Source organism: Thalassotalea marina (genome assembly GCF_014656435.1).
GTDB classification, from domain to species: domain Bacteria; phylum Pseudomonadota; class Gammaproteobacteria; order Enterobacterales; family Alteromonadaceae; genus Thalassotalea_C; species Thalassotalea_C marina.
On record NZ_BNCK01000005.1, the window covers coordinates 174962 to 199438 of the forward strand.

The following is a 24477-nucleotide window of genomic DNA, read 5'->3' on the forward strand; positions in this document are numbered from 1 at the left end:
CATCCTCTTTAATTGGTAAACACCTTGCAAGATTGTGCATAAATGTGAACGGGGGAATGTGTCATAAACAGCTCGACACTATTGGTGTTAACATGGGTATCAACAAGCTGTTTCCATAAAGAAACATTGCCGATAATCGGTAAACGGCCTTTAACGTCTATTGAGGCAGCATTGAAGTACAGCAATAACGCTTTATGTTCAGTGTTGTCATATAAGGCGTAACCTAAAAATAAGTTGTCTTCGTCATGCCATTGATTTGCGCTCATCGCCTCACCATTTGCACTGAGCCAATAGACATCAAACCTGGGGTCATCATCGTGAATAAATGCTGTTTGATTAAAAACAGCAAAACGCTTTCTGATGTTTATCAAGGTTTGAATACAACAAAACAAGGGGTGTTGCTGCGGTGATTTTGGCCAGTTAATCCAACCAATTTCGTTGTCTTGGCAATAGGCGTTGTTATTGCCTTGTTGGCTATTAGCCACTTCCGTACCGCCCGCTAACATTGGTGTACCATGGGAAAGTAACAGCGTGACTAAAAAGTTTTTTTGCTGCGTTAAACGCTTAGCTAAAATACCCTCATCTGACGTTGTCCCTTCAACACCAAAGTTTTGTGAATAATTATGGTTATGACCATCGGCATTGTTTTCTTTGTTTTGTTCGTTGTGTTTAAACTGAAAGCTCACTAAGTCTGCTAAGGTAAAGCCGTCATGAGAAGTAATGTAGTTAATGCCAGACGAAACTGGTCTGCCTTGGCGTTCGAATAAATAATTAGAGCCATGTAAGTGTTTGGCAAAACCCGATAGCGTGCCACGTTCACCTAACCAGAAACGGCGAACACTGTCTCGATATTGATCGTTCCATTCTCGCCACGGCGAGGGAAATGCCCCCAGTTGATAGCCACCAGGACCAATATCCCACGGCTCAGCGATAAGTTTCACTTGGTTTAATACAGGGTCTTGGCTCAATGCTTGGAAAAATGTATGGTTTTCTTTAAACCGCTTGTGACTACGACCTAAAATGGTCGCTAAATCAAACCGAAAGCCATCTACTCCCATGTATTGCACCCAATACCGTAGGCTGTCTAATACCATGCGAACAGCAACTGCAGAATTGGTATTTAAGGTGTTACCGCAGCCGGTATCATTAATATAAACGCTCAAATCTGTCGTTAATAAACGATAATAACTTGGATTGTCGATGCCGCGATAACACAAGGTAGGCCCTTGCTCGTTGCCCTCAGCGGTGTGGTTAAACACAACGTCAATGATGACTTCTATGTCTGCTTGATGAAACATCGACACCATTTTGGCAAATTCACTGATGTCGCCATCGAGCAAATAGCCATGATGAGGAATAAAAAAGTTTAATGTGTTGTAACCCCAATAATTAGATAACTGTGCATCAATTAGAAACTCTTCATCGATAAAAAAGTGTACGGGTAAAAGCTGAACTGCAGTTACACCTAACGCCTTTAAATGATTGATAAAAGCAGGTTGTGCTAAGCCTAAAAAACTCCCGCGCCGGCTGTGCTCTATATCAGGAAATTCTTGTGTTGCGCCTTTAACATGACATTCGTAAATAACCGTTTTTTGCCATGAAATATTGGGTTTTGTGCCTTTGTATTTAGCAATACTCGACACCTGATTCTTTGGAATTTGTACTGGTGCATTTAGATGTTTAAAAGACACTTGTGCACTATTCTTCCATGAAAACTCGCCAGAAAACTGCCGAGCATATGGGTCTAGTAAGGCTAAATTTTTGTTATGCCAATTGCCTTTTTCAGGATTGTACTGACCGTCGATAAAATACCAATAACAATCACCTGGCTGAACTCCTTTAAAGTAGCTATGCCAAATATGATTTTCCCCTTTAACCAAGGGGTAACGCCCCATTGATTGATGACTGGGATCAAACAGCTCAATATCAACATGAGAAGCAGTTGATGAGTACAGCGCAAAATTAGTACCTAGACCGTCCCAAACTGCACCTAAGATATTGTGATAGCCCTTGTGTTTTTCGATGATTTTCATTGCTGGGCTAGGTGTTTTAAATAATAAGTAGCTAAAGGCGCAACGTTAATTTTGATGTAACAAGGAAAGCCATTAAACGGCGTATCGATAGCTTTTAGCACATCGCCGGGCGTTACATTACTTCCACCAAATCTTTTATCATCAGTATTCAGTATTAATTGATATTCACCGGCAAAGGGAACGCCTATGCAAACGTCGTGATGCACCACAGGCGTAAAGTGGCTGATACAAACAATGGTTTGCTGCAATGCTTTGGAAAATCGAGCGAAAGCTAAAATGCTCTGATCGGCATTATGGCTATCTAACCATTGAAAACCTTTGTCTTTTAATCCATCTTGATAAAGTGCTTCGTGCTGGTGATAAACACCATTTAACGTTTTGACCAATGATTGAATCTGTTGATGGTCGTCATATTGCAACAAGTGCCAATCTAGCGATTGTTGATGATTCCACTCAGACCACTGGGCAAATTCACTGCCCATAAATAACAACTTTTTACCCGGATGCGCCCACATAAAAGCGTAATAAGCCCTTAAATTAGCGTGTTTTTGCCAGTTATCACCAGGCATTTTGCCAATCATAGAGCCTTTGCCATGCACCACTTCGTCATGGCTGAGCGGTAAGATAAAGTTCTCGCTAAAGGCATAAACCATGGCAAACGTCATATTGTGATGGTGGTATTTCCGATGAACGGGATCTTTTGTCATATAAGCTAGCGTGTCATTCATCCAGCCCATGTTCCATTTGTAGCCAAAGCCTAAGCCACCCGTGGTTGTCATTTGAGTCACGCCAGGCCACGCCGTTGATTCTTCAGCCACCATAACCAACGGCTTTACCTCATGGTATAGGTGCTGATTTATATGCTGCAATAAGCTAATAGCGCCCAAGTTTTCTCTGCCGCCATAACAATTGGGGACCCATTCGCCATCTTCACGACTGTAATCTAGATACAACATGGAAGCCACGGCATCTACTCTAAGGCCATCTAGTTGAAAGTGTTGTACCCAAAACATGGCATTTGACAGTAAAAAGCTTCTAACTTCAGCGCGGTCATAATTGTATATGTGCGTTTGCCAATCAGGATGAAAACCTTGTCTGCGATCGGCGTGTTCATATAGGTGACTACCATCAAAATAGGCTAAGCCGTAGCTATCTGAAGGAAAATGCGCAGGCACCCAGTCGGCTATAACACCAAGCCCAGCAGATTTGATCGCATCAATGAAATCTGCAAAATCTTGTGCACTACCAAAGCGACTTGACGGTGAAAACATTCCCACAGGCTGATAGCCCCAAGAGCCATCAAATGGATATTCGCTGACTGGCATTAATTGAACATGAGTAAAACCCAATGACTGCACATAGGGAATAAGCTGTTGGGCAATTTCTTGATAGCTTAAATAGCTGCCGTCTTGATGACGTCGCCAAGATCCCAAATGAACTTCATATATACTTATCGGTTGATTAATATCATGTAACAACGGTGCTGTTTGATGCGGTAACGACGGCTCTTTTAAGCCATTAACTACGGATGCTGTATGGGGTGGAAGTTGCATTTGAAAAGCATAAGGATCCGCTTTTTCCACACGCTCATTTGTTTGAGTTAATATACTGTATTTATAACAGTTGCCCTGCTGAACGTTAGGTATAAATAACTCCCACACGCCACATGCTGGGTGTTTACGCATGACATGGCATTGCGCATTCCAATAGTTAAAATCACCAACGACTGATACCGTTTTAGCATTGGGTGCCCAAACACAAAAACGAGTGCCAAGTGTGTTTTCTATTTCCATTGGGTGGGCGCCCAAATGGCGATGGGCATGCGCTAATGTTCCTTCACAAAACAAATACATAGCGTTGACATCAAGAGTTGAGGGGAAACGATAACAGTCTAAATAGGCAACGCAATTATCGGCATACTGAACAACCAGCTGTTGATTAGCTGGCAAGCTGTTGTCATCAAGCCACAAATGAAACAATGCACTTTGCTCAAATCGCTGAAAATCCAAACTTGAACCGCTAGCCTCAAGTTTTACGGCTAATGCGTTTGGCAAAAATACACGATATAGAAACCGCTGCTGCTTTTCGCAGAAATGAATACCTAGCTGAGCAAAAACATCTTCACAGCTTGCTTGCTGCAAATTATCTAATAACTTAAGTTCCGCTTGTTCAAACGGAGATAACACCACTTCTGATTCCAACATGACAATTCTCAAAATAGCTGGAAATAACTTGAACACACTCAAAGCGTGATCAAGTGTTGAATTCACTGCTTAAAAAGAAAATAGCACTGCATCACTCCAAATATGGGTGATAGCTAACATCAGCAGTGTGTAATTTACTTATCTGTTACTTAATGACAGTGTGTAGAAACAACAGAGTTATCTGTGCCATAAGGGTTCATTAAGTAACGATCCGCCTGATGATCGTTTTGCCAATCTTGTTCATTGACCAAGTAACGGAACTGGAAATCATTATCTTTTGGCAGTCGAATTGCGGTTCTAAATACTTTATGCTTTTTGCTGTAGGTCATGGCTAACGGTTGCCAATTATTAAATTCGGCAACGAGTTGCACCATGTCTTGAGGTTCACTTGAATGTTCAAAAGTAATTTCTACTTCATTTTTCGTTTTGAATACGCGCTTTTTTAACATTGCTAAGTCCTTTAGTTCCTTGTTTACAGGCTCAAAAATCAAACAAATAAAAACTTCTTAAATTAAAAGCTAGATGGTATTTTTCAGTTAGCCAGTTTTAACGCAGTTTTGTTTATACTTTATTTGTATAGCGCTATTGCTAATGATTATAGTGCAATATATACCTTCAGCTTTAAGTCATTATTCATATAAAAATCAACGCCATAAAACAAAGCTACAGCGATAATAATTTACGGTAATTTTTCAAAGCATATTGCAAAAGTTATGTGACAACTCCATGAATAAAATTCTACATTTAAAAGAAACTTGGTCTCGTGGGTCACCAAGCTGTGTTCCAAAGCGAGTATTTGCTTTTGCGTTCATCATGTATTGCCCTTATGATCCGCCTGATAACAAGTACCTTGTGCAACCAAATGAACATAGAAAATAAGGCAAATAAGAAAAGTAGCAATAATCAACCCATCGGTATTTTTGATTCCGGCGTCGGAGGTTTATCCATCACTTCTTGCATCAAAGACACTTTAGCCAATGAATCGCTGATTTATGTCGCAGATAGCCAATTCGCCCCTTATGGAGAATTAAGCAAACAAGCGATTGTTGAGCGCGTGAATAAAATTGCCGATTATTTTTCGGCCCAGCAATGTAAAGCACTTGTGGTCGCTTGTAACACCGCGACCGTTAATGCCGTTGAAAGCTTAAGACAAAGGCTAACGATACCCGTTATAGGTGTTGAACCGGCCATTAAACCCGCGGCTCTTGCAAGTAAAACCAAACACATAGCTGTGCTAGCCACCAGAGCTACCGCACAAAACAGCAACTTTTTGCGCTTAGTAGATCAATTCAAAGGCGATTGTCAGATTCACATACAAGCCTGTCCAGGACTGGTTGACCTTATTGAACAAGGTTTACATAACTCGCCGCAAATGTTGGATTTATTATATCAATATATCAGACCACTTAACGCTTTTAACATTGACCATTTAGTATTAGGTTGTACACATTACCCATTTGTTGCAGCACATATTCAAGCGATAGCCGGCAACCACGTGACCTTGATGGAAACTGCTACCCCTGTCACTTTGCAACTAAAAAGGCAACTTGATGCTTTTCAAATTAACGCCTCAATCGGCAATACAGCACGTTATCAATTTTTAAGTTCTTCGCCAAATCATCAACAAAATCAATTTTTATCGACAATATGGCGATCTGATCTAATATTTAATTCGTTTAATTGACGCTAGCATCATCATTTTCGCAAAATAAATTTAAGCCATTTAGACGTCTAGGCGTAAAAAGGTAGAAAATAAATTTTACAGCGGGTACAATGCGCGCAATTCGTCATAAAAATCGTAACTTGATTATTGCTGAGGGTATATGTCAAAGCATTACTTTACTTCTGAATCTGTATCTGAGGGTCACCCGGATAAAATCGCTGACCAAATTTCTGACGCGGTATTAGACGCTATCATTGCACAAGATAAACACGCTCGTGTCGCCTGTGAAACTATGGTTAAAACCGGTGTTGCTATTATCTCAGGTGAAGTTTCAACAAGTGCTTGGGTTGATTTAGAAGCGCTAACTCGTAAAGTTATCTGCGATATCGGTTACACATCATCAGATGTTGGTTTTGATGGTGAAACTTGTGGCATCATGAATTTAATCGGTCAACAGTCAACAGAAATTGCACAAGGTGTTGACCGTGCAAAGCCTGAAGATCAAGGCGCTGGTGACCAAGGTTTAATGTTTGGTTATGCTACAAACGAAACTGAGACCTTAATGCCTGCTCCACTTTACTACTCTCACCGTTTAGTAGAGCGTCAAGCTGAAGCACGTAAGTCAGGTGTGTTACCTTGGTTACGTCCAGATGCTAAGTCTCAAGTAACTTTTGTATATGAAGACGGTAAACCAGTTGCAATTGATGCCATTGTTTTATCAACGCAGCACAACCCTGATATCTCTCAAGACGATTTACATGAAGCAGTGATGGAAAACATCATCAAGCATGTTATCCCGGCAGAGTTGTTAACAGCAGAAACTAAGTACTTTATTAACCCAACAGGCAGTTTTGTTATTGGTGGTCCTGTAGGTGACTGTGGTTTAACTGGTCGTAAAATTATCGTAGATACATATGGCGGTATGGCGCGTCACGGTGGTGGTGCATTCTCTGGTAAAGATCCTTCTAAAGTAGATAGAAGTGCTGCTTATGCTGGTCGTTACGTAGCAAAAAACATCGTAGCTGCAGGTTTAGCGGATCGCTGTGAAATCCAAGTGTCTTACGCTATTGGTGTGGCTGAGCCAACATCAATTTCAATTGAAACATTCGGTACAGGCAAAGTATCAGAAGATAAATTGATTGAGTTAGTGCGTGAACATTTTGACTTACGCCCATATGGCATTACTAAAATGTTAGACCTATTGCACCCTATGTACCAACAAACTGCGGCATACGGTCACTTTGGTCGTGAACCTTATGAAATGACAGTTGACGGTGAAACCTTCACGGCATTTTCATGGGAAAAAACAGACAAAGCAGACGCATTAAAAGCATCAGCTGGTCTATAAGCGACAGATAAATGATAAAACCATCAGCTAGCTGATGGTTTTAAACTTAAAAAAATAGCGGCTATTGCCGCTATTTTTTTATTTAAAATTCGGTTACTTGCCAGCTTGTGCTTTTTTCGCTGCAACTTTATCTTCACGACGCTTTTTAATTACGTCTTGAATTTCGCCGCCAATATGTTGCTCACCACGCGCTTTTGCTAAGTTTATTTGCTTTTCGCGCTCAGCAAAACGTTCACGCTGCTCAGTTGAATATTTATCAATACAACGAGGACAGCTCACACCTTTTACATAGTGTTCACTTTGCTTTTCTTCTTCGGTAATTGGGTAACGACAAGCAAAACACTGATCATATTGACCTTGCTCTAAACCGTGAGTCACCGCAACACGACCATCAAAAACAAAACAATCGCCTTTCCACATTGAGTTTGCTTCTGGTACTTCTTCCAAGTATTTCAAGATGCCACCTTCTAAGTGATACACTTCTTCAAACCCTTGCTCTTTCAAGTAAGCTGTTGATTTTTCACAGCGAATACCACCAGTACAAAACATAGCTACTTTTTTGTGTTTTTCTTTATCCAAGTTCTTTTCTACGTACTCTGGAAATTCACGGAAAGTTTCAGTAACTGGGTTAACCGCATTTTCAAAAGTACCAATTTCAAATTCGTAATCGTTACGAGTATCAATTAACAGTACTTCTGGATCTGAAATTAAAGCATTCCAATCTTGAGGCTTAACATAAGTGCCAACAACTAACGTTGGATCAATACCTTCAACACCCATAGTCACAATTTCTTTTTTCAATTTAACTTTGGTGCGTTGGAAAGGATTTTCGTCTGCATAAGAAAACTTATGATCAACTCGGCCTAGGCGTTCGTCTTTAGCTAAGAAGTCTAACACAGCATCGATACCTGCTTGAGGACCAGCGATGGTGCCGTTAATACCTTCATTTGCTAATAACAAAGTCCCTTTAACATCTTGGCTAACCATGAAGTCAAAAAGCGGTTGTTTGATTTGTTCGAAGTTTTCTAGGCGCACAAATTTGTACAGTGCACACACAGTGATATTTTGCATTTTACTACCTTTAAAGTTGTCCAGAACGTAAATCTGGTACCTAAAACGAGCGTATAATTTGCAACTATACCAACTCTATTAAATATTTAATAGAATTGGTATTAGATACGCGAGGCCGCGCATTTTAGCAAAAAATAATACAAAAGAAAAAGCGATGTTTAAACATCGCCTTTATTAGTTAACTTGATTGGGCTGTCCCCTTTATTCGCTCTCGCATTCGTTGTATTAACATATAGAAGTAAGGCACTAACAAAGTACCAAATATAGTTGCCGCCAACATGCCTGAAAGCACAGTAATACCTAAGAAAATACGACTACTTGCCCCCGCCCCACTTGAGAAAACGAGTGGCAATACCCCTAATATAAACGATAGCGCCGTCATTAATACCGCTCGAAATCGCAAACGCGCCGCATTAATAGCTGCCTCAAAAATGGTGCGCCCTGCTGCGCGCTCTTCCATGGCAAATTCAACAATCAGTATGGCTGTTTTGGTGGATAAACCAATCAATAAGATCAAGCCAACTTGCGCATATATATTGTTTTCCATACCAAGCGTATAAAGAGTTAACATCGAACCAAATAGTGCAAGCGGTACGGCAGCAATAACGGAAAATGGAATACTCCAGCTTTCATATTGTGCAACTAAAAACAAATAAACAAATAAGATAGCCAAACCAAATAGTACAGGTGCTAAATTACCCGCTTCAATTTCCTGTTTCGATTGTCCCGCCCATTCAAACACAAAGCCTTGAGGCAAATTAGCCGATAATTCTTGCATCACTTTGATGGCATCGCCAGATGAATACCCTTGAGCAGCTTGCCCAGTGATACTGGCACTGCGATATAGGTTAAAATGGTTTATGCTCGTTGGCCCCAATATAGGCTCAAGTTTAGCCAGTGTTGTCAGAGGTACCATTTCACCATCTTTATTGCGTACATAAAAATGCCTCAGATCAGAAGGGTCTTGACGAAACTCAGCTTCAGCTTGCAGTTTTACCTGATAGGTGCGGCCAAACTGGCTAAAGTCATTAACATACATGGCACCAAGCTGTGCTTGTAAGGTGACAAAAATATCTGACAGCGCAACCCCTTGGGCTTTTGCTTTGTTTCTATCTACTTCCAATCGATATTGAGGTACATTGGCTCGATAAGTACTAAAAACACGGTTTAGCTCTGGTCGTTGATTTGCTTCGTAGATCAAGCCATTCATCACTTGTGCTAACTCTGCAGGTGTTTTGCCTTCGCTATCTTGGAGTCGATATTCAAAGCCCGAGCTATTGCCCAACCCAGGAATCGGCGGCGGGTTAAACATCATGATCTGTGCATCAGGAATCGCCCACAATTGCCCCATTAGCCTCCCAATAGTTGCCCGTAAGCCAAGCTCAGGCGTTGTTCTTTCCTCCCAGTCTTTAAGCATGACAATACCAAAACCGTTATTAGAGCCAGCGCCACCTAACATGGAAAACCCTGCCACAGTAATAACATCTGTGACCGCAGGGTCATCTTTTAACATTGGGGTAATTTTATCGATAAGTGCTTGTGTCCTTTGGGAAGCCGCCGCATCTGGTAACTGAATGTCAACAAACACATAACCTTGATCTTCCCCTGGAACAAAGCCGGTTGGTGTTTGATTAGTTAGCCACCCGGTTGCAGCAAACATGACTAAGACTACAATACCAATGCGAGCAACTCGCTTTAAAATAAATTGCACACCACTGGTATATTTGTCGGTAAATTTGCCTATACCGCGTTCAAAAGAGGATAACCACGAAATGGCTTTCATTTTTTCCGCGCTTAACAACACAGTACATAGCGCAGGGCTTAAGGTTAATGCATTGATGGATGAGATAATAACAGCGAAAGATATAGTCACTGAAAACTGTTTATAAAGCTCACCGGTAATGCCAGGCATAAAACCAACAGGAACAAATACGGCGAGTAACACAAGCGTTGTTGCAATGATAGGACCGGAAACTTGTGACATAGCTTTGCTCACCGCTTCCTTAATTTCCAAACCCTCTTCTTTTAATATCCGTTCAACGTTTTCAATCACAATAATGGCATCATCAACCACAATACCAATCGCCAGCACTAAGCCAAATAAAGTAATGGTATTAATGGAATATCCCATTAAGTTCATAAAGGCAAAAGTCCCGATCAGCGACACAGGGATCGCCAATGATGGAATAATAGTGGCGCGTAAATTTTGTAAAAATAAAAATACCACTAAAATAACCAAAGCGACGGCTTGATATAAGGTGACGATTACTTCGTCTATTGAGCGCTCGATAAACTTAGTTGTGTCATAAGGAATAACGTATTCCAAGCCATCAGGAAAACGTTGTGAAAGCTTTTCCATTTCCTTTTTAACTGCTTGCGCAACAGCAGTGGCATTCGCATCAGGCAGTTGATAAATAACGAGAAACGCTGTTTCATTGCCATTTAAGCGCGCTTGAATACCATAGTTTTGAGACCCTAGCTCAATTCGTCCGACATCTTTTAGCCTGACAAAGTTACCATTACCTTGAGCTCTAATAATCGTTTGACCAAACTCGTCAACGGTTTTTAATCGACCTCTTGCTTGAATAGAGTATTCAAATTGTTGGCTCTGAGGGGCGGGACTTGCGCCAAGTTTACCTGCGGCAACAATTAAATTTTGTTCTTGCAGAGCAGCCTTAATTTCAGCAACAGTCACCCCCAGAGAAGTCATACGATCAGGGTTTAACCAAATACGCATGCTGTAACTCATTTCACCCATCACCGTGGCCGCAGCTACACCAGGAATTCGCCCTAACGGCTCAGCCAATGAGTTAGTGGCGTAATTGCTCAAAAAGATTTGATCTAAACCCTGTTGCGTAGAATATAAATTGATCGCCATTAACATGGAGCTAGATTTTTTCTTAACACTCACACCTTGACGTGCTACTTCTTGTGGTAGTGACGAGTTGGCCAACGCAACGCGGTTTTGCACGTTAACTTGCGCCATGTCACCATCAGTGCCCACTTTAAAATAAACGTTAATGGTAGCCGTGCCGTTATTCGACGCCGTTGATTCAACATACATCATGTCTTCAACGCCATTAACTTGCTCCTCTATTGGGCGAATAACGGATTCTTCAACTACTTGCGCACTTGCGCCAGGATACACTGCGGTAATTTCAACTTGAGGCGGTGTAATTTGTGGATACATGTTAACGGGCAATAGCCCCATAGAAATAAGACCAGCAAGCGAGATAACAATAGAAATTACAAACGCAAACTTGGGTCTATGAATAAAGGTTTTACTGATCATGTTAGCTCCTTACTGTTCGCTAAGATCAGTGACTACACCCGTACTGTGGTTCACCGTTTTTTCAATTGGCTGAACTTTCACGCCCGCTCGAACTTTCTGCAAACCCTCTATAATAACTTGTTCACCAGCCTGCAAACCAGATTCTACTACCCACATAGCATTCATACGGCGGCCAAGTTTAACAATGCGTTGAGCAACCGTGTTATCGCTGTCTACCACTAAAACAAATTTACCTTGCTGACTTTCCTGCACCGCCGCTTGTGGTACCAATGCAAGGCTTTGTTTATCTTGTCCTTCGATAATTAAAGTGACAAATAACCCAGGTAAAATAATGCCATCGGGATTACTAAACTCAGCACGCATTTCAACGGTGCCCATGCCAGATTCTATTTTTGTATCGGTATAAGTTAATTTACCTTTTTCGCTATATTGGGAGTTATTAGGTAAACGTAACGAGATATCAATCGGCACGTCTTGTGGATTTTTAATCGACTTATTTTGCTGCAGATAGGAAATGAACTCGCTTTCCTCAACTTGAAAGCTAACGTACATTGGATCCATTGCGGTTAAGGTTGCCAATGCGTTACTGCCAGGGCTTACTACGTTACCAACACTGTAATTGACCTTACCAATTCTGCCGCTAAATGGTGCGGTTATCTGAGTATAACTTAAATTAAGTTCCGCCTTTTCAAGTGCAGCTTTTGCGACGTCTACTGCTGCTTTAGCTTGAGATTCATTGGTGACTAGCTTGTCGAGATCTGCTTGAGAAATATAACCATCACCCGCCACTTCACGGCCACGCTTTAAATCTTTTGCAGCTGATTCTGCTCCTGCCAATTTACTTGCCAAATCAGCTTTTGCTGAGTCAAGTGACGCTTTATAAGCTGCAGGATCAATGACCAGTAACAACTGCCCTTTTTCAACAACTGAGCCTTCATCAAAGTGACGCTCAATCAGCTCACCTTCAACCCTAGCCTTTAAATTCACTTCTTTCGAGGCAACCGTTCGAGCAACAAACTCACGATAAGCCCCTACAGGCTGAGCTTTAACTTTATAAACTGAAACAGCAGGCGCTGGTGATTGGGTGTTTTCTGTCGATGATTTTTCACAGGCGGTGATGAGAGTAAATGTCAGCCCCACCAATGCGCACATGGTTAGCTGTCGAGTCCAGCTTAGTTGTTTGTTAGACAAATTCATTCAGAAGGCTCCTTGAATGTAATACTTAGCAAGCAGTAAGTAGTTATTGTAGAAACAAATAATAGGATAAATTGCTTCATTGTGTTAACCGTACTAGGGTTTAGGTGATACGACAAGCACACAGCTGTATGGTTTCATGATTTTAATCAATATTTAATGCCTTCTATTGAAAAGCGACATGCTAACCCTTATTTTCTGTTTAACATCAATCAAAGCGTTTATACATGCGAAACCCTAGAATTTATCAAGACTTAAGCTGGCAAATCGGTGACATTATCACCCTTAATGACGATGCATTTGGCCATATAATACGAGTGCTTCGATTGCAGCAAGGAGATGCTATCACCTTGTTTAACGGCAGATTGTTTGACCAATGTTATGGTGAGTTTGACGCTGAGCTAGTGAATGTAAGTAAAAAACAAGCTCAGGCTAAAATTGTTGGATTTACGCAAGTTAATAACGAATCTCCGGTCAATATACACTTGGGCCAAGGTATATCTCGTGGTGATAGAATGGATTTTACTCTGCAAAAGTCGGTGGAGCTTGGGGTAAATACAATAACCCCACTTTTTACAGAGCGTTGTGGTGTAAAGCTTCAAGGTGATCGATTACAAAAGAAAGTTGATCAATGGCAAAAAATTGTTATTAGTGCTTGTGAACAAAGTGGTCGATGCACTGTGCCAACCGTCAACGATGCTGTTTCACTCAATGACTGGTTAAAACAACCCACTCAATCATTAAAGTTAAACTTACACCCGCGAGCGGAACATTCTATTATGACCATCCCAGCAGAAAACCAACGTGTTAGGCTGTTAATTGGTCCAGAAGGTGGTTTAAGTGACGATGAAATCCAACAGGCGAGTACTGATGGCTTTCAAGATGTATTGTTAGGCCCTCGAGTGTTAAGAACCGAAACGGCTGCATTAACTGCAATTACCGCATTGCAGTGCCGATTTGGCGATATTAAATAAATAATTAAAGGACAGCAAATGACTATTAAAATTGGCGTCGTCATGGACCCTATCTCACAAGTAAAAGTCAAAAAAGACTCTTCCATGGCCATGATGTTAGAAGCACAATCGCGCGGCTATGAAATCCATTATATGGAAATGTCTGATCTGTATTTAATTCAAGGTGAATGTCGCGCAACCACACAAAAAGTCAAAGTGTTTGACGACGAAAATCATTGGTATGAACTGGGCGACAAACAAGATATCGCATTATCGGAACTAGATGCTGTTTTAATGCGCAAAGACCCACCATTTGATACTGAATATATTTATGCAACCTATATGTTAGAGCGCGCAGAACAAGCGGGCACCTTGATTGTTAACAAGCCACAAAGTTTGCGTGATTGTAATGAAAAACTGTTTACCGCGTGGTTCCCTGAGCTAACGGCAAAAACCTTAGTAACGAGAAACAGTCAACAAATTAGAGATTTTCATCAACAAGAGAAAGACGTTATTGTTAAACCTCTTGATGGTATGGGCGGGTCTTCAATCTTTCGCATCAAAGAAAATGATGCCAATGTTGGTGTGATCATAGAAACCTTAACCAATCACGGCAACCAATATGCCATGGTGCAAGAATATATGCCGGAAATTAAAGACGGCGATAAGCGCATTTTGATCGTAAATGGTGAGCCTATGCCTTATTGCTTGGCACGCATTCCAGCGCAAGGTGAAACTCGCGGTAACTTGGCAGCAGGCGGTCGAGGTGAACCTAGACCACTGAGTGCAAGCGACAAACTTATCGCTGAAACAATTGCTCCTGAACTTAAAAAACGTGGACTATACTTTGTAGGATTAGACGTCATTGGTGACAAGGTTACTGAGATCAACGTCACCAGCCCAACCTGTATCAGGGAAATTGAGGCAGAATACCCAATTAATATCGGTGGTAAATTAATGGATGCAATCGAAACATTAGTCACCAACAAGTCGTAAGAAGGTTTAATTGTGGAGAGTTTAGAGAATCATTTACTCATTGCTATGCCAGCTTTGGAAGACCCGTATTTTAACAAAACGGTCACTTATATCTGTGAGCACAACGATGATGGTGCCATGGGTTTAATTGTAAATCTTCCAATTAATATCACGTTAAGTGAACTATTATCCCAGTTGGAAGAAAAAGGTGACGATGGTTTACCAGAACTCGCTCAACAAGTATTAACGGGCGGCCCTGTGTCGCCAGATAGAGGCTTCGTATTGCACAGCCCACAATCAGGTTGGAGCAGTTCATTGGCATTAAGTGATGAATTGATGATCACCACCTCGAAAGATATTCTACTTGCACTTGGCAGTGAAGATGCCCCTGAAAAGTATATGGTGACCCTTGGTTATGCTGGCTGGGGGCCTGGTCAGTTGGAAAAAGAAATTCAAGAAAACTCTTGGTTAACTATTCCGTCAGACAATGAAATTTTATTTGATACTCCGGTTGAACTTCGCTGGAAAAAGGCGACAGAAAAGCTGGGTATTAGCCTTGCACATTTATCAAATGATGTAGGGCATGCTTAATGAGTGATATAGGCAAACGAACTATCTTAGGTTTTGATTTTGGTAAAAAGTTTATTGGTGTCGCCGTTGGCCAAGAGCTCACAGGAACCGCCACGCCATTAGGCTCTGTTAAAGCAAAAGACGGCATTCCAAACCAAGAACAATTAAAAAAGTACTTTAGTGAGTGGCAGCCTGATTTAATTGTCGTGGGGTTACCATTAAACATGGATGGCACACCGCAACAGGTAACACATGACGCTAAAAAATTTGGTAATCGCTTAGCTAATGACTACCGTATTCCCGTTGAGTTTCAAGACGAACGATTAACCACAGCAGATGCTAAACAACATTTGTTTGACCAAGGTGGTTATCGCAACCTTAAAAAAGATAATATCGATGCAGAGTCAGCTAGACTGATAATCGAAAGTTATTTTGAAAGCCAATACGGTGAATAATTAGTAATCATAAAAATGAATCAATTTAAACACCTAAGTGTTTTAACATCTGCTATTGCCGCCTTGCTAGCCATTCTACTTTTATTTTTGCCAGAAGTTGTATTCTGGCTGTTTGCTATTGTAGAACATGATTCAGCAACCTTTATTGGCCGTAGAGCTGCCATGTTATTTTTGGGTATCGCATTTATTTGCTGGTTAGCTAGAAACGCAAAACACTCACAAGCTAGACAAGCCATATGCTTAGGGTTAGCTGTTTCCATGCTGTCGCTGGCGACACTTGGGCTTTATGAGTTAATACGAGGTGCAGCCGGATTAGGTATTATTTTAGCCATTACAACCGAAGTAGTATTAGCGCTATGGTATGTTCAAATATGGTTTAAACACAAAAATCTAGCTAGTGAATAGCAAATAAGAAAAGAGGCCTTTGTTCTATTGTTCAAAGGCCTCTTTGTCATTAATTCTTCGGTTCAAGTCCATCAATGGTAACGCCAGAAAGTGAGCCTGAGCCCCCTTGGTCATTACTGCGCAGTTTTATCATCAAGCGTAAATCATTTGGTGAATCAGCATGATGAATGGCGTCAGCATAGTTTATCAAGCCACCTTGGTATAGATTAAACAACGCTTGGTCGAAGGTCTGCATGCCCTGCTCTTTTGATTTTTCCATCACCTCTTTAATATCACCAACTTCTCCTTTTTTGATAAGCTCAGCGATGTAAGGCGAATTCAACAAAATTTCAATTGCAGCGACACGACCATTACCGTCGCGTGTAGGAATTAATTGTTGGGCAATTATGCCCCTTAAGTTTAATGCTAAATCAAACAATAACTTGCCATGTTGTTCGGCAGGCACTAAATGCATGATACGGTCAATTGCTTGGTTGGCATTGTTCGCATGCAGTGTTGCAATACATAAGTGACCCGTTTCAGCAAACGCCAACGCGTGTTCCATGATCTCTTGACTTCGGATCTCACCAATTAAGATAACATCAGGCGCTTGTCGTAAAGAGCTTTTAAGCGCTGCATCAAAACTTTCTGTATCAAGCCCTACTTCACGTTGGGTGATCATAGATTTGCCATGTTCATGGACAAATTCCACCGGATCTTCAATGGTAAGAATATGGCCTCGGGCATTTTTATTTCGATAGCCGATTAGAGCAGCCATTGAGGTTGATTTACCTGTACCTGTACCACCAACAAACAGTACTAAACCACGCTTAGACATGACTACGTCTTTAAGCACAGAAGGTAAACCCAAATCGTCAGCATCTGGAATATCTGTCACGATTCGACGAATAACCATACCTGCCATATCACGCTGCCAAAAAGCAGAAACACGAAATCGGCCAATGCCATCAATAGATATGGCGAAGTTACATTCCTTTTCTTCATCAAATTGCGCTTTTTGCTTGTCGTTCATGGCATTATGCACAAGGTCAAGTGCTTGTTCTGCTGTAAGCACTTGGTCATCAATGGGGGTTAATTCGCCATTGATTTTTGCACTGACTGGCATTTTTGCAGTAACAAATAAGTCAGATGCTTGATGCGTTACCATTTTTTCTAGATAGTGATGAAAACTTAACATATCAGCTCCTTAAAATGCTTTAAACTGATTTTTATCTGCTGCTTTTTCCATCGCATCTTGTCGGGTAATCATGCCTCTGTTGACCAAGTTCTGTAAACATTGATCCATGGTCTGCATACCGTGTTGCATCCCTGTTTGAATGGCCGAATACATTTGTGCCACTTTATCCTCACGAATCAAGTTACGAATGGCTGGAACACCAATCATGATTTCATGAGCAGCCACACGGCCACCGCCGACTTTTTTCACTAAGGTTTGTGAAATAACCGCACGCAGTGATTCAGATAACATCGAACGTACCATAGACTTTTCTTCCGCTGGGAATACGTCAATGATACGGTCAATAGTTTTTGGTGCTGAGGTGGTATGCAAGGTACCAAATACTAAGTGACCTGTTTCCGCCGCCGTCATGGCAAGACGAATGGTTTCAAGGTCACGCATCTCACCAACAAGAATTACATCAGGGTCTTCACGCAATGCCGAGCGTAGTGCGTTATTAAAACTTAATGTATCGCGGTGCACTTCACGTTGGTTGATCAAACACATTTTATTTTCATGCACAAATTCGATAGGATCTTCTATCGTTAAAATATGGTCGTGCTTCATGTTGTTGATATAATCAATCATGGCTGCCAAAGTAGTTGATTTACCAGAGCCTGTTGGCCCTGTTACCAACACTAAACCGCGAGGGTTTTCAGAAATTGTTCTGAAAATATCGGGACAGCCTAAATCATCAAGTGATAATACTTTACTTGGGATGGTACGAAATACCGCGGCAGGGCCTCGGTTTTGATTGAAGGCATTTACCCTGAATCGGGCTAAATTCGGTACTTCAAATGAAAAATCCACTTCCATGTTTTCTTCGTATTCTTTACGCTGACGATCGTTCATTATGTCATAGACTAGTGCATTTACGTCTTTGGCTTCGAACGCAGGTATGTTAAGTTTACGTACATCGCCATCCACTCGAATTAACGGTGGAACACCGGTAGAAAGATGTAAATCCGAAGCATTATTTTCTACGCTAAACGCGAGTAATTCGGTAATATCCATACAAACCTCTTTGGTAGTTTTAAATCGGCATTTATGTGGCAACACATAGATAGCAATAAAAATAAGTGATGAATCATATTAAAGATAATCTTGCACAGGTAGAACTGCAAATAAATCAAGCTTGCGAACAAGCAGGACGAGAGCAAACCACAGTGCAGCTGTTGGCGGTCAGTAAAACTAAACCGGCAGAACAAGTTGAACAAGCGTACCACGCGGGTCAACGAGCTTTTGGAGAAAACTATTTGCAAGAAGCGGTTGAAAAAATTCAACAACTTACGCATTTGGATGACCTCATTTGGCATTTTATTGGCCCCATTCAGTCAAACAAAACTCGTCAAATTGCTCAGCATTTTGACTGGGTACAAAGTGTAGATAGAGCAAAAATTATTACTCGTCTCAACGAACAACGTGCCGAACACAATAACCCGCTAAATATTTGTTTACAAGTAAATATTAGTGGCGAAGAGTCTAAATCTGGCATTCAAGTCAACGAGTTAGCTCAACTTGCACAACTAGTACACGAATCACCTCACCTAACCTTACGTGGCTTGATGGCGATCCCAGAAAAAGGTAATGCTGAACAAAGTTTTTCTCAAATGCAGCAGCTGTTTGAGCAATTACAAGCTCAATATTCCAGCGTTGATACGTTATCTATGGGGATGTCTGATGATTTAGCCCAAGCCATTAACAATGGCTCTACTATGGTGCGAATTGGCACCGCCATTTTTGGTGCTCGACAATAATTTATACAGGAAATTTATGTTAATGAATAAAATTGCCTTTATTGGCGCAGGCAATATGAATAGCGCGATTATTACTGGCTTAGTGAGCAATGGCTTCACCCCAAGTGACGTAATGGTATCCAACCCTTCGCCAGAAAAACGCGAAAAACTTGCTGATAACTACAACGTTTTGCATACCGCCAGTAATATTGAAGCAGCTAACTTTGCCGATACAATCGTGCTAGGGGTAAAACCATACCTTATTGCCGATGTGTTAAAAGAAATTAGTGACCAAGTTGACGTTGAAAATAAGTGTTTTATTTCAGTTGCTGCGGGTTGTTCAATGGCTACGATGGAAAAAGCCCTAGGTAAAACGTGTGCGCTTATTCGCACTATGCCTAATACACCTTCGCAAATTGGCTTAGGCGTCACAGGGCTTTATGCTTCAGATAAAGTAACGGATGAGCAAAAAGCACAAGCCGATGCATTAATGTCTTCAGTTGGCATTACAAAATGGCTAGACAAAGAATCTGACATTGACAACATTATTGCGGTATCAGGCTCTGCACCTGCTTACTTTTTCCTTTTTATGGAAGCTATGGAGCACAAAGCGCAATCATTGGGATTTACCGCTGAAGAAAGCCGAAAGCTTGTTCAGCAAACTGCACTGGGCGCTGCCGAAATGGTGGTAAAAAATGCCGATTTATCCATTGCTCAATTACGTGAAAATGTCACCTCAAAAGGTGGTACAACCGCTGCAGCACTAAATACATTTGTTGAAGGAGGTATAGATACCTTAGTCGACAATGCGATGGATGCCGCACTGCACCGAGCTAAAGAAATGGCACAAAGTAACGTTTAACGTTGAAAATGTGCTTAACTGTTACCATCTTATAGATGTTCGCTAATTATTGGAGTACTGCATGGCTGCTATAAATTACTTACTAGGGTTCTTTTTCGACGCGCTACTGATGTTGCTGGTCGTTAGAGTTTGGTTACAACTAGTAAGAGCAGATTTTTATAATCCACTGAGTCAATTTGTCGTTAAAATAACTAACCCTATCGTCATCCCTGTTAGACGCATCATTCCGGGATTAGGAGGCATAGATCTCGCTACCCTACTGTTGGCTTATTTTGTTGGCGTATTAAAGTTTATTGTCATTCCAATGTTAAATGGCGGGCCATTTGACCCTCTTCCTGCAATGTTTATTGGTTTACTGTACCTGATTAAACAAACTGGCTTTTTGCTTTTTGTTTTGATGTTAGTGATGGCGATAATGAGCTGGGTAGTGCAAGGTTACAACCCAACACAAGTTATTCTTCATCAGTTGACTGACCCATTTTTAAAGCCGATCAGAAAAATCATTCCACCGATTGGCGGGTTAGATTTATCGATTTTAGCTGCGTTTTTATTGTTAAACGTGATCAACATCATGCTGTCGAGCTCTATTCCTTACTGGCAGATGCTCTAATTATTGTTAAAGGCGAAATCACAGGCAGTACATTATACTTACAGTGGTACTGCCAAAATATTTTGGAGGGCTCCGTGAAATTTATATCAAAGATTGTTTTAGTTGCTTCATTAGTGTTAGGTTTTAGCGCTAACCTAGCAGCAGAAAACATGAAAAAACTGGGTAACATGAATGTTCACTATATGGCAATAGGTGCAACATTCTTAACGCCTGAAGTTGCAAAAGCGTATGGTATAGAGCGCAGTAAATATAATGGTTTAATTAATATTTCAGTCCTTGATAATACGCAAAAAGATACACCAGCTAAAACTGTTACTATCACTGGCACAGCGCGTAATTTGCTTGGGCGCGAAAAACCACTCAATTTCGTTGAAGTAAAAGAAGGTGACGCTATTTATTATCTAGCGCAAGTTCAATACCGTAATGAAGAAATGATCCGGTTTGACCTCACCATAGATGATGGTAACGAAAAACAAAATCTGAAGTTTCAACAAACCTTTTACACCGATTAAGGTAAATGAAACGACTAAAAACGCCGCTATCATGCGGCGTTTTTTATATCCCAAGCAGATTAACCTCCCTATCTAGATGTGATTAGGGTATGATCGCGGCCATTAATTCTTCAATAACTGTTCACATGAAAAAAATCGTTTTAGCAACCGGAAACCAAGGAAAAGTAAAAGAGCTTGCAGCTCTATTAGCCGAGCAAGAATTTGACGTTGTTGCCCAAAGTGAATTTAACGTTCCAGATGTGCCTGAAACCGGTACCACCTTTGTTGAAAACGCCATTATTAAAGCCCGTCACGCAGCAAAAGTGACCGGTTTACCCGCTATTGCAGACGATTCAGGTTTAGAAGTTGATGCGCTAAACGGTGCACCTGGTGTTTATTCTGCTCGCTTTGCAGGACCAGATGCTAGTGACGCTGACAACAATAAAAAACTGTTGGCTGAATTAGCGGGTATCGATGCCAGTAAAAGAACAGCTAGATTTCACTGTGTTTTGGTATATATGAAACATGCTCAAGATCCTACACCTATTATTTGTCATGGGGTTTGGGAAGGCACTATTTTACAAGCACCTAGCGGCGAACACGGTTTTGGCTACGACCCATTATTTTGGCAAGAACAATTACAAAAAACCTCTGCACAATTAGAAAAATCTGAAAAGAACAAACTAAGCCATCGTGGCAAGGCACTAACGCTACTAGTTGAAAAGCTAAAACAGCAAAACGCCTAAACCAAACACTAAATAGAGAATATCTGCATCCATGTTATCTTTGCCACCTCTTTCACTTTATATCCATATTCCATGGTGTGTGGAAAAATGCCCCTATTGCGACTTTAATTCTCATGCCCTTAAGCATGATATCCCTGAAGTTGAATATGTAGAGCAACTGATACAAGATTTAGACGCAGACATAAAACGTTTTAACTTGTCACAACGCCCGCTACATTCCATATTTATTGGCGGTGGCACGCCTAGCCTCTTTTCACCCGATGCTATTGCAAGCTTGCTCAAGCAAGTTTTATCACGCTTTGAACATAAAAAAGACATTGAGATCACCCTAGAAGCAAATCCAGGTACAGTGGAAGCAGATAAGTTTATTGGTTTTTATCAAGCAGGTGTTTCGCGTTTGTCTATCGGCGTTCAAAGTTTTGAGTCAGATAAGCTTATAAAACTTGGTCGAATTCACGATAGCAACCAAGCAAAAAGGGCCGGCCAATTGGCTCATGAATGTGGTATTAAAACCTTCAATTTAGATTTAATGCATGGTTTACCTTCGCAGCAATTAACTCACGCGTTAGATGACTTACGCACGGCGATCACTATTGCCCCTACTCATTTATCTTGGTATCAACTCACCATTGAACCTAACACTGCTTTTTATTCTAAACCGCCAACTCTGCCAGAAGATGAAACCTTATGGCTCATTCAAGATCAAGGTTTTGAGTTACTCAACAACGCTGGATATCAACAATATGAAATTTCAGCCTTTGCTAAACCCGGTTTTGAATGTCAGCACAATCTAAATTATTGGCGCTTTGGCGACTATTTAGGCATAGGCTGTGGCGCACACGGGAAAATAACCGACCTCGACACCCAGCAAATTATTAGAACGGTAAAAGTTAAACACCCAAAAGGTTATCTTGATACCAATCGTGAACATTTAGATCACATTAACAGCGTTGAAAAAGACGATATTCCTTTTGAGTTTATGATGAACCAACTACGTTTAGTTGAGCCGTTTTCTATTCAGTCTTATCAAGCATATACAGGTTTGCACCCTTCGACTGTTTTGCCTGCTTTAAAAGCGGCACAAGATAAACATTTGATGAGTAACCAAGGCGATAATTGGCAAGTCACTAAACTTGGCCACAGATATTTAAACAATTTGCTAGAGTCGTTTTTGTAAGCGGCTATAGCATTTCATATTTCATCTGGGCTAGCAGGTGCATTAGGAAAGCAGGCTTTTACCCCCAAAACAAAAGCGGTTGAATCGACAGAATCAGGCATAAAGGTTTGTGTTTGTGTCAGTGATATCGTGAGCTTATCATCAATAATGTTAATGTCAGCAGGGCTAGACATTAACATTTGCCGTCCTATAAAGGTTAACGCAATTTTCTGAGCCTGTTCAAACGCTTTTTTAATTTGCAGCGCTTTACTTGAAGTAATTTGTAAACGTACTCCAGGATGTTTGCTAATAGCCACTGAGGTTAAAAAACCATATTTTCCATTAGCGCTAAAATCAATGTTTGGCATAGGGCTAAATTGAAACCCAGTAACATCCTTATTTTTATTAGCAATTGCTTGGGCAATTGCTACGTTCCAATACCAATATTTACCTTCGCTTTTATCAAAAGCTTGCGGTGAAAACTCCACAATAGACACACCAGTAAACGCCATGGTTGCATTAATTGTATCGTTTACATCTAGCAATTGACTGAAACACGCTTCACCATCTAATGTAATATCTAATACATTTACCAAATTGGTTTGTTCACTTAGCTCGCCATCAATCACTGCTTTACATTGGTTATTTGCCAAACATTCAAGTGTTACATTGATAGAAAAACTTCCCGCATTTGGGCTATTAAGCGACGTTAAAATATCAGAGAGCGCGGTGGCGACGGCAAATTTTGGACGAAATGTACTGGTTGTTTGCATGCCACCATTGTCAAAGGTTGGCGTTTGTACACCGGCCAATGCTTTAGCCAGATATCCATTATGCATTGGTGAAGCATTTTTAAGCGAAACACTACGGTTAATAGCGCTTAAATAGGCAGATAATGGCAACAAAATTGCCTGACCGCTTGCTGGTGTTTGATTAAGTAAGCTATGCAAATCTTGCGCGGTTAACATCTGATGGAGTGTTGTTGAGGGCTGTGCCCAACTATTTGCAATAGTTTCTATGATTGCGTCGATTTGAATGTTGTTTTGACTCGGATATGTTTGACGCCAACAGCTAATCAGGTTCATTTGTTTTGTACTAATATCAGCATTGTATTGCGCAAATAAACTTTGATCAGCGGCGCTAAGTTGAAAACTTATTGACGATAAAGCCTCAATAAAAATATTGGTAAACGGCGCGTGCAACTCAATGCTCGTGCCATTAAATGAACACGACGAGCAGATCCATTGATAAGTTTTATCATTAAACAACAAGGTACTGGGGTTAGAGTAATAATAAGGAAAGCCCCCTAACCCATTATCTTGATATGGCATAAACTGGACAAAGCCGGCTGATTCAGTACTTGTTCGAGCAACCTTTTGTTGCTTTTTTGATAACGCAGCAGACGCTTTCGCGGCTAGCTTTTTGGCAATTTGCTCCATAAAGAAAAAATACCGCTATCGCAGAAATCGATAACGGTATTCACCTGACAAAGAAAAA

The 24477-nt window shown here is 40.9% G+C and carries 22 protein-coding genes; 13 read left to right on the top strand and 9 right to left on the bottom strand.

What is annotated here, in order from left to right; genetic code table 11:
• Positions 1 to 8: 8 nt before the first annotated feature.
• The 3 genes from glgX to IE199_RS12345 form a co-directional block, all read right to left on the bottom strand.
• Complete coding sequence (gene glgX / locus IE199_RS12335) at positions 9 to 2033, bottom strand: glycogen debranching protein GlgX (protein ID WP_229854690.1); 2025 nt, start codon at positions 2031 to 2033, stop codon at positions 9 to 11.
• A complete protein-coding gene (glgB, locus tag IE199_RS12340; RefSeq protein WP_189770914.1) occupies positions 2030 to 4237 on the bottom strand; it encodes a 1,4-alpha-glucan branching protein GlgB in 2208 nt (735 codons plus the stop codon). Before glgB ends, glgX begins: the two co-directional genes overlap by 4 nt.
• Before the next feature lie 149 nt (positions 4238 to 4386).
• Positions 4387 to 4686 (bottom strand): isoamylase early set domain-containing protein, encoded by a 300-nt coding sequence (locus IE199_RS12345; RefSeq protein WP_189770916.1) that lies wholly within the window; start codon positions 4684 to 4686, stop codon positions 4387 to 4389.
• Positions 4687 to 5099: 413 nt separating this feature from the next.
• Between IE199_RS12345 and murI the strand changes: the two genes are divergently transcribed.
• Both murI and metK read left to right on the top strand, forming a co-directional pair.
• Entirely contained in the window at positions 5100 to 5921 is an 822-nt protein-coding gene (gene murI / locus IE199_RS12350) for a glutamate racemase (protein WP_189770918.1), read from the top strand.
• Positions 5922 to 6060: 139 nt separating this feature from the next.
• Positions 6061 to 7248: a methionine adenosyltransferase gene (gene metK, locus IE199_RS12355; protein ID WP_189770921.1), complete on the top strand. Its 1188-nt coding sequence runs from the start codon at positions 6061 to 6063 to the stop codon at positions 7246 to 7248.
• A gap of 93 nt (positions 7249 to 7341) precedes the next feature.
• Here the strand turns inward: metK and trhO are convergent, their stop codons facing one another.
• From trhO to IE199_RS12370, 3 genes are all read right to left on the bottom strand, one after another.
• Entirely contained in the window at positions 7342 to 8319 is a 978-nt protein-coding gene (gene trhO, locus IE199_RS12360; RefSeq protein ID WP_189770922.1) for an oxygen-dependent tRNA uridine(34) hydroxylase TrhO, read from the bottom strand.
• 178 nt (positions 8320 to 8497) lie between these two features.
• A complete protein-coding gene (locus tag IE199_RS12365; RefSeq protein ID WP_189770924.1) occupies positions 8498 to 11611 on the bottom strand; it encodes an efflux RND transporter permease subunit in 3114 nt (1037 codons plus the stop codon).
• Positions 11612 to 11620: 9 nt separating this feature from the next.
• Positions 11621 to 12808 carry an efflux RND transporter periplasmic adaptor subunit gene (locus IE199_RS12370; RefSeq protein WP_189770926.1) on the bottom strand — a complete coding sequence of 396 codons (1188 nt, stop codon included), beginning with the start codon at positions 12806 to 12808 and terminating at the stop codon, positions 11621 to 11623.
• Positions 12809 to 13032: 224 nt separating this feature from the next.
• Here IE199_RS12370 and rsmE point away from each other — a divergent pair, with 224 nt between their 5' ends.
• Genes rsmE through IE199_RS12395 form a run of 5 tightly spaced genes read left to right on the top strand, consistent with a single transcriptional unit; the run spans position 13033 to position 16163 of the window.
• Entirely contained in the window at positions 13033 to 13779 is a 747-nt protein-coding gene (rsmE, locus tag IE199_RS12375) for a 16S rRNA (uracil(1498)-N(3))-methyltransferase (RefSeq protein ID WP_189770928.1), read from the top strand.
• 18 nt (positions 13780 to 13797) lie between these two features.
• A complete protein-coding gene (gene gshB, locus IE199_RS12380; RefSeq protein ID WP_189770929.1) occupies positions 13798 to 14754 on the top strand; it encodes a glutathione synthase in 957 nt (318 codons plus the stop codon).
• A 12-nt stretch (positions 14755 to 14766) separates the two neighbouring features.
• Positions 14767 to 15324, top strand: coding sequence for a YqgE/AlgH family protein (locus IE199_RS12385; RefSeq protein ID WP_189770930.1), 558 nt, complete (start codon positions 14767 to 14769; stop codon positions 15322 to 15324).
• Positions 15324 to 15758, top strand: coding sequence for a Holliday junction resolvase RuvX (gene ruvX / locus IE199_RS12390; RefSeq protein ID WP_189770931.1), 435 nt, complete (start codon positions 15324 to 15326; stop codon positions 15756 to 15758). Before IE199_RS12385 ends, ruvX begins: the two co-directional genes overlap by 1 nt.
• A 15-nt stretch (positions 15759 to 15773) precedes the next feature.
• The gene (locus IE199_RS12395; protein ID WP_189770932.1) at positions 15774 to 16163 is read left to right on the top strand and encodes a hypothetical protein; all 390 of its coding nucleotides are present in this window, start codon (positions 15774 to 15776) and stop codon (positions 16161 to 16163) included.
• A gap of 49 nt (positions 16164 to 16212) precedes the next feature.
• On the opposite strand, the gene IE199_RS12400 is transcribed toward IE199_RS12395, so the two are convergent.
• Positions 16213 to 17340 (bottom strand): PilT/PilU family type 4a pilus ATPase, encoded by a 1128-nt coding sequence (locus IE199_RS12400; RefSeq protein ID WP_189770933.1) that lies wholly within the window; start codon positions 17338 to 17340, stop codon positions 16213 to 16215.
• Positions 17341 to 17349: 9 nt separating this feature from the next.
• Positions 17350 to 18393, bottom strand: coding sequence for a type IV pilus twitching motility protein PilT (locus tag IE199_RS12405; protein WP_189770935.1), 1044 nt, complete (start codon positions 18391 to 18393; stop codon positions 17350 to 17352).
• 68 nt (positions 18394 to 18461) lie between these two features.
• Here IE199_RS12405 and IE199_RS12410 point away from each other — a divergent pair, with 68 nt between their 5' ends.
• The 6 genes from IE199_RS12410 (at position 18462) to hemW (ending at position 23001) form a co-directional block, all read left to right on the top strand.
• Positions 18462 to 19136 carry a YggS family pyridoxal phosphate-dependent enzyme gene (locus tag IE199_RS12410; protein ID WP_189770937.1) on the top strand — a complete coding sequence of 225 codons (675 nt, stop codon included), beginning with the start codon at positions 18462 to 18464 and terminating at the stop codon, positions 19134 to 19136.
• Between the two features lie 16 nt (positions 19137 to 19152).
• Positions 19153 to 19977 carry a pyrroline-5-carboxylate reductase gene (proC, locus tag IE199_RS12415; protein ID WP_308436240.1) on the top strand — a complete coding sequence of 275 codons (825 nt, stop codon included), beginning with the start codon at positions 19153 to 19155 and terminating at the stop codon, positions 19975 to 19977.
• 61 nt (positions 19978 to 20038) lie between these two features.
• Positions 20039 to 20587: a YggT family protein gene (locus IE199_RS12420; RefSeq protein WP_189770941.1), complete on the top strand. Its 549-nt coding sequence runs from the start codon at positions 20039 to 20041 to the stop codon at positions 20585 to 20587.
• Between the two features lie 83 nt (positions 20588 to 20670).
• Complete coding sequence (locus tag IE199_RS12425; RefSeq protein WP_229854712.1) at positions 20671 to 21099, top strand: DUF4426 domain-containing protein; 429 nt, start codon at positions 20671 to 20673, stop codon at positions 21097 to 21099.
• A 125-nt stretch (positions 21100 to 21224) separates the two neighbouring features.
• Positions 21225 to 21824 carry an XTP/dITP diphosphatase gene (locus tag IE199_RS12430; protein ID WP_189770943.1) on the top strand — a complete coding sequence of 200 codons (600 nt, stop codon included), beginning with the start codon at positions 21225 to 21227 and terminating at the stop codon, positions 21822 to 21824.
• Between the two features lie 31 nt (positions 21825 to 21855).
• Complete coding sequence (gene hemW, locus IE199_RS12435; RefSeq protein ID WP_189770949.1) at positions 21856 to 23001, top strand: radical SAM family heme chaperone HemW; 1146 nt, start codon at positions 21856 to 21858, stop codon at positions 22999 to 23001.
• A gap of 14 nt (positions 23002 to 23015) precedes the next feature.
• On the opposite strand, the gene IE199_RS12440 is transcribed toward hemW, so the two are convergent.
• A complete protein-coding gene (locus tag IE199_RS12440) occupies positions 23016 to 24419 on the bottom strand; it encodes a hypothetical protein (protein ID WP_189770951.1) in 1404 nt (467 codons plus the stop codon).
• Between the last annotated feature and the right edge of the window lie 58 nt (positions 24420 to 24477).

Excerpts from the sequence above, each read along its gene's own strand:
- IE199_RS12410 (WP_189770937.1), top strand. The coding sequence starts at position 18,462 with ATGAATCATATTAAAGATAATCTTGCACAGGTAGAACTGCAAATAAAT.
- IE199_RS12405 (WP_189770935.1), bottom strand. The coding sequence starts at position 18,393 with ATGGATATTACCGAATTACTCGCGTTTAGCGTAGAAAATAATGCTTCG.
- IE199_RS12345 (WP_189770916.1), bottom strand. The coding sequence starts at position 4,686 with ATGTTAAAAAAGCGCGTATTCAAAACGAAAAATGAAGTAGAAATTACT.
- IE199_RS12440 (WP_189770951.1), bottom strand. The coding sequence starts at position 24,419 with ATGGAGCAAATTGCCAAAAAGCTAGCCGCGAAAGCGTCTGCTGCGTTA.
- ruvX (WP_189770931.1), top strand. The coding sequence starts at position 15,324 with ATGAGTGATATAGGCAAACGAACTATCTTAGGTTTTGATTTTGGTAAA.
- IE199_RS12370 (WP_189770926.1), bottom strand. The coding sequence starts at position 12,808 with ATGAATTTGTCTAACAAACAACTAAGCTGGACTCGACAGCTAACCATG.
- IE199_RS12400 (WP_189770933.1), bottom strand. The coding sequence starts at position 17,340 with ATGTTAAGTTTTCATCACTATCTAGAAAAAATGGTAACGCATCAAGCA.
- murI (WP_189770918.1), top strand. The coding sequence starts at position 5,100 with ATGAACATAGAAAATAAGGCAAATAAGAAAAGTAGCAATAATCAACCC.
- metK (WP_189770921.1), top strand. The coding sequence starts at position 6,061 with ATGTCAAAGCATTACTTTACTTCTGAATCTGTATCTGAGGGTCACCCG.
- proC (WP_308436240.1), top strand. The coding sequence starts at position 19,153 with ATGTTAATGAATAAAATTGCCTTTATTGGCGCAGGCAATATGAATAGC.
- trhO (WP_189770922.1), bottom strand. The coding sequence starts at position 8,319 with ATGCAAAATATCACTGTGTGTGCACTGTACAAATTTGTGCGCCTAGAA.
- gshB (WP_189770929.1), top strand. The coding sequence starts at position 13,798 with ATGACTATTAAAATTGGCGTCGTCATGGACCCTATCTCACAAGTAAAA.
- hemW (WP_189770949.1), top strand. The coding sequence starts at position 21,856 with ATGTTATCTTTGCCACCTCTTTCACTTTATATCCATATTCCATGGTGT.
- IE199_RS12430 (WP_189770943.1), top strand. The coding sequence starts at position 21,225 with ATGAAAAAAATCGTTTTAGCAACCGGAAACCAAGGAAAAGTAAAAGAG.
- glgB (WP_189770914.1), bottom strand. The coding sequence starts at position 4,237 with ATGTTGGAATCAGAAGTGGTGTTATCTCCGTTTGAACAAGCGGAACTT.
- IE199_RS12365 (WP_189770924.1), bottom strand. The coding sequence starts at position 11,611 with ATGATCAGTAAAACCTTTATTCATAGACCCAAGTTTGCGTTTGTAATT.
- IE199_RS12420 (WP_189770941.1), top strand. The coding sequence starts at position 20,039 with ATGGCTGCTATAAATTACTTACTAGGGTTCTTTTTCGACGCGCTACTG.
- rsmE (WP_189770928.1), top strand. The coding sequence starts at position 13,033 with ATGCGAAACCCTAGAATTTATCAAGACTTAAGCTGGCAAATCGGTGAC.
- IE199_RS12395 (WP_189770932.1), top strand. The coding sequence starts at position 15,774 with ATGAATCAATTTAAACACCTAAGTGTTTTAACATCTGCTATTGCCGCC.
- glgX (WP_229854690.1), bottom strand. The coding sequence starts at position 2,033 with ATGAAAATCATCGAAAAACACAAGGGCTATCACAATATCTTAGGTGCA.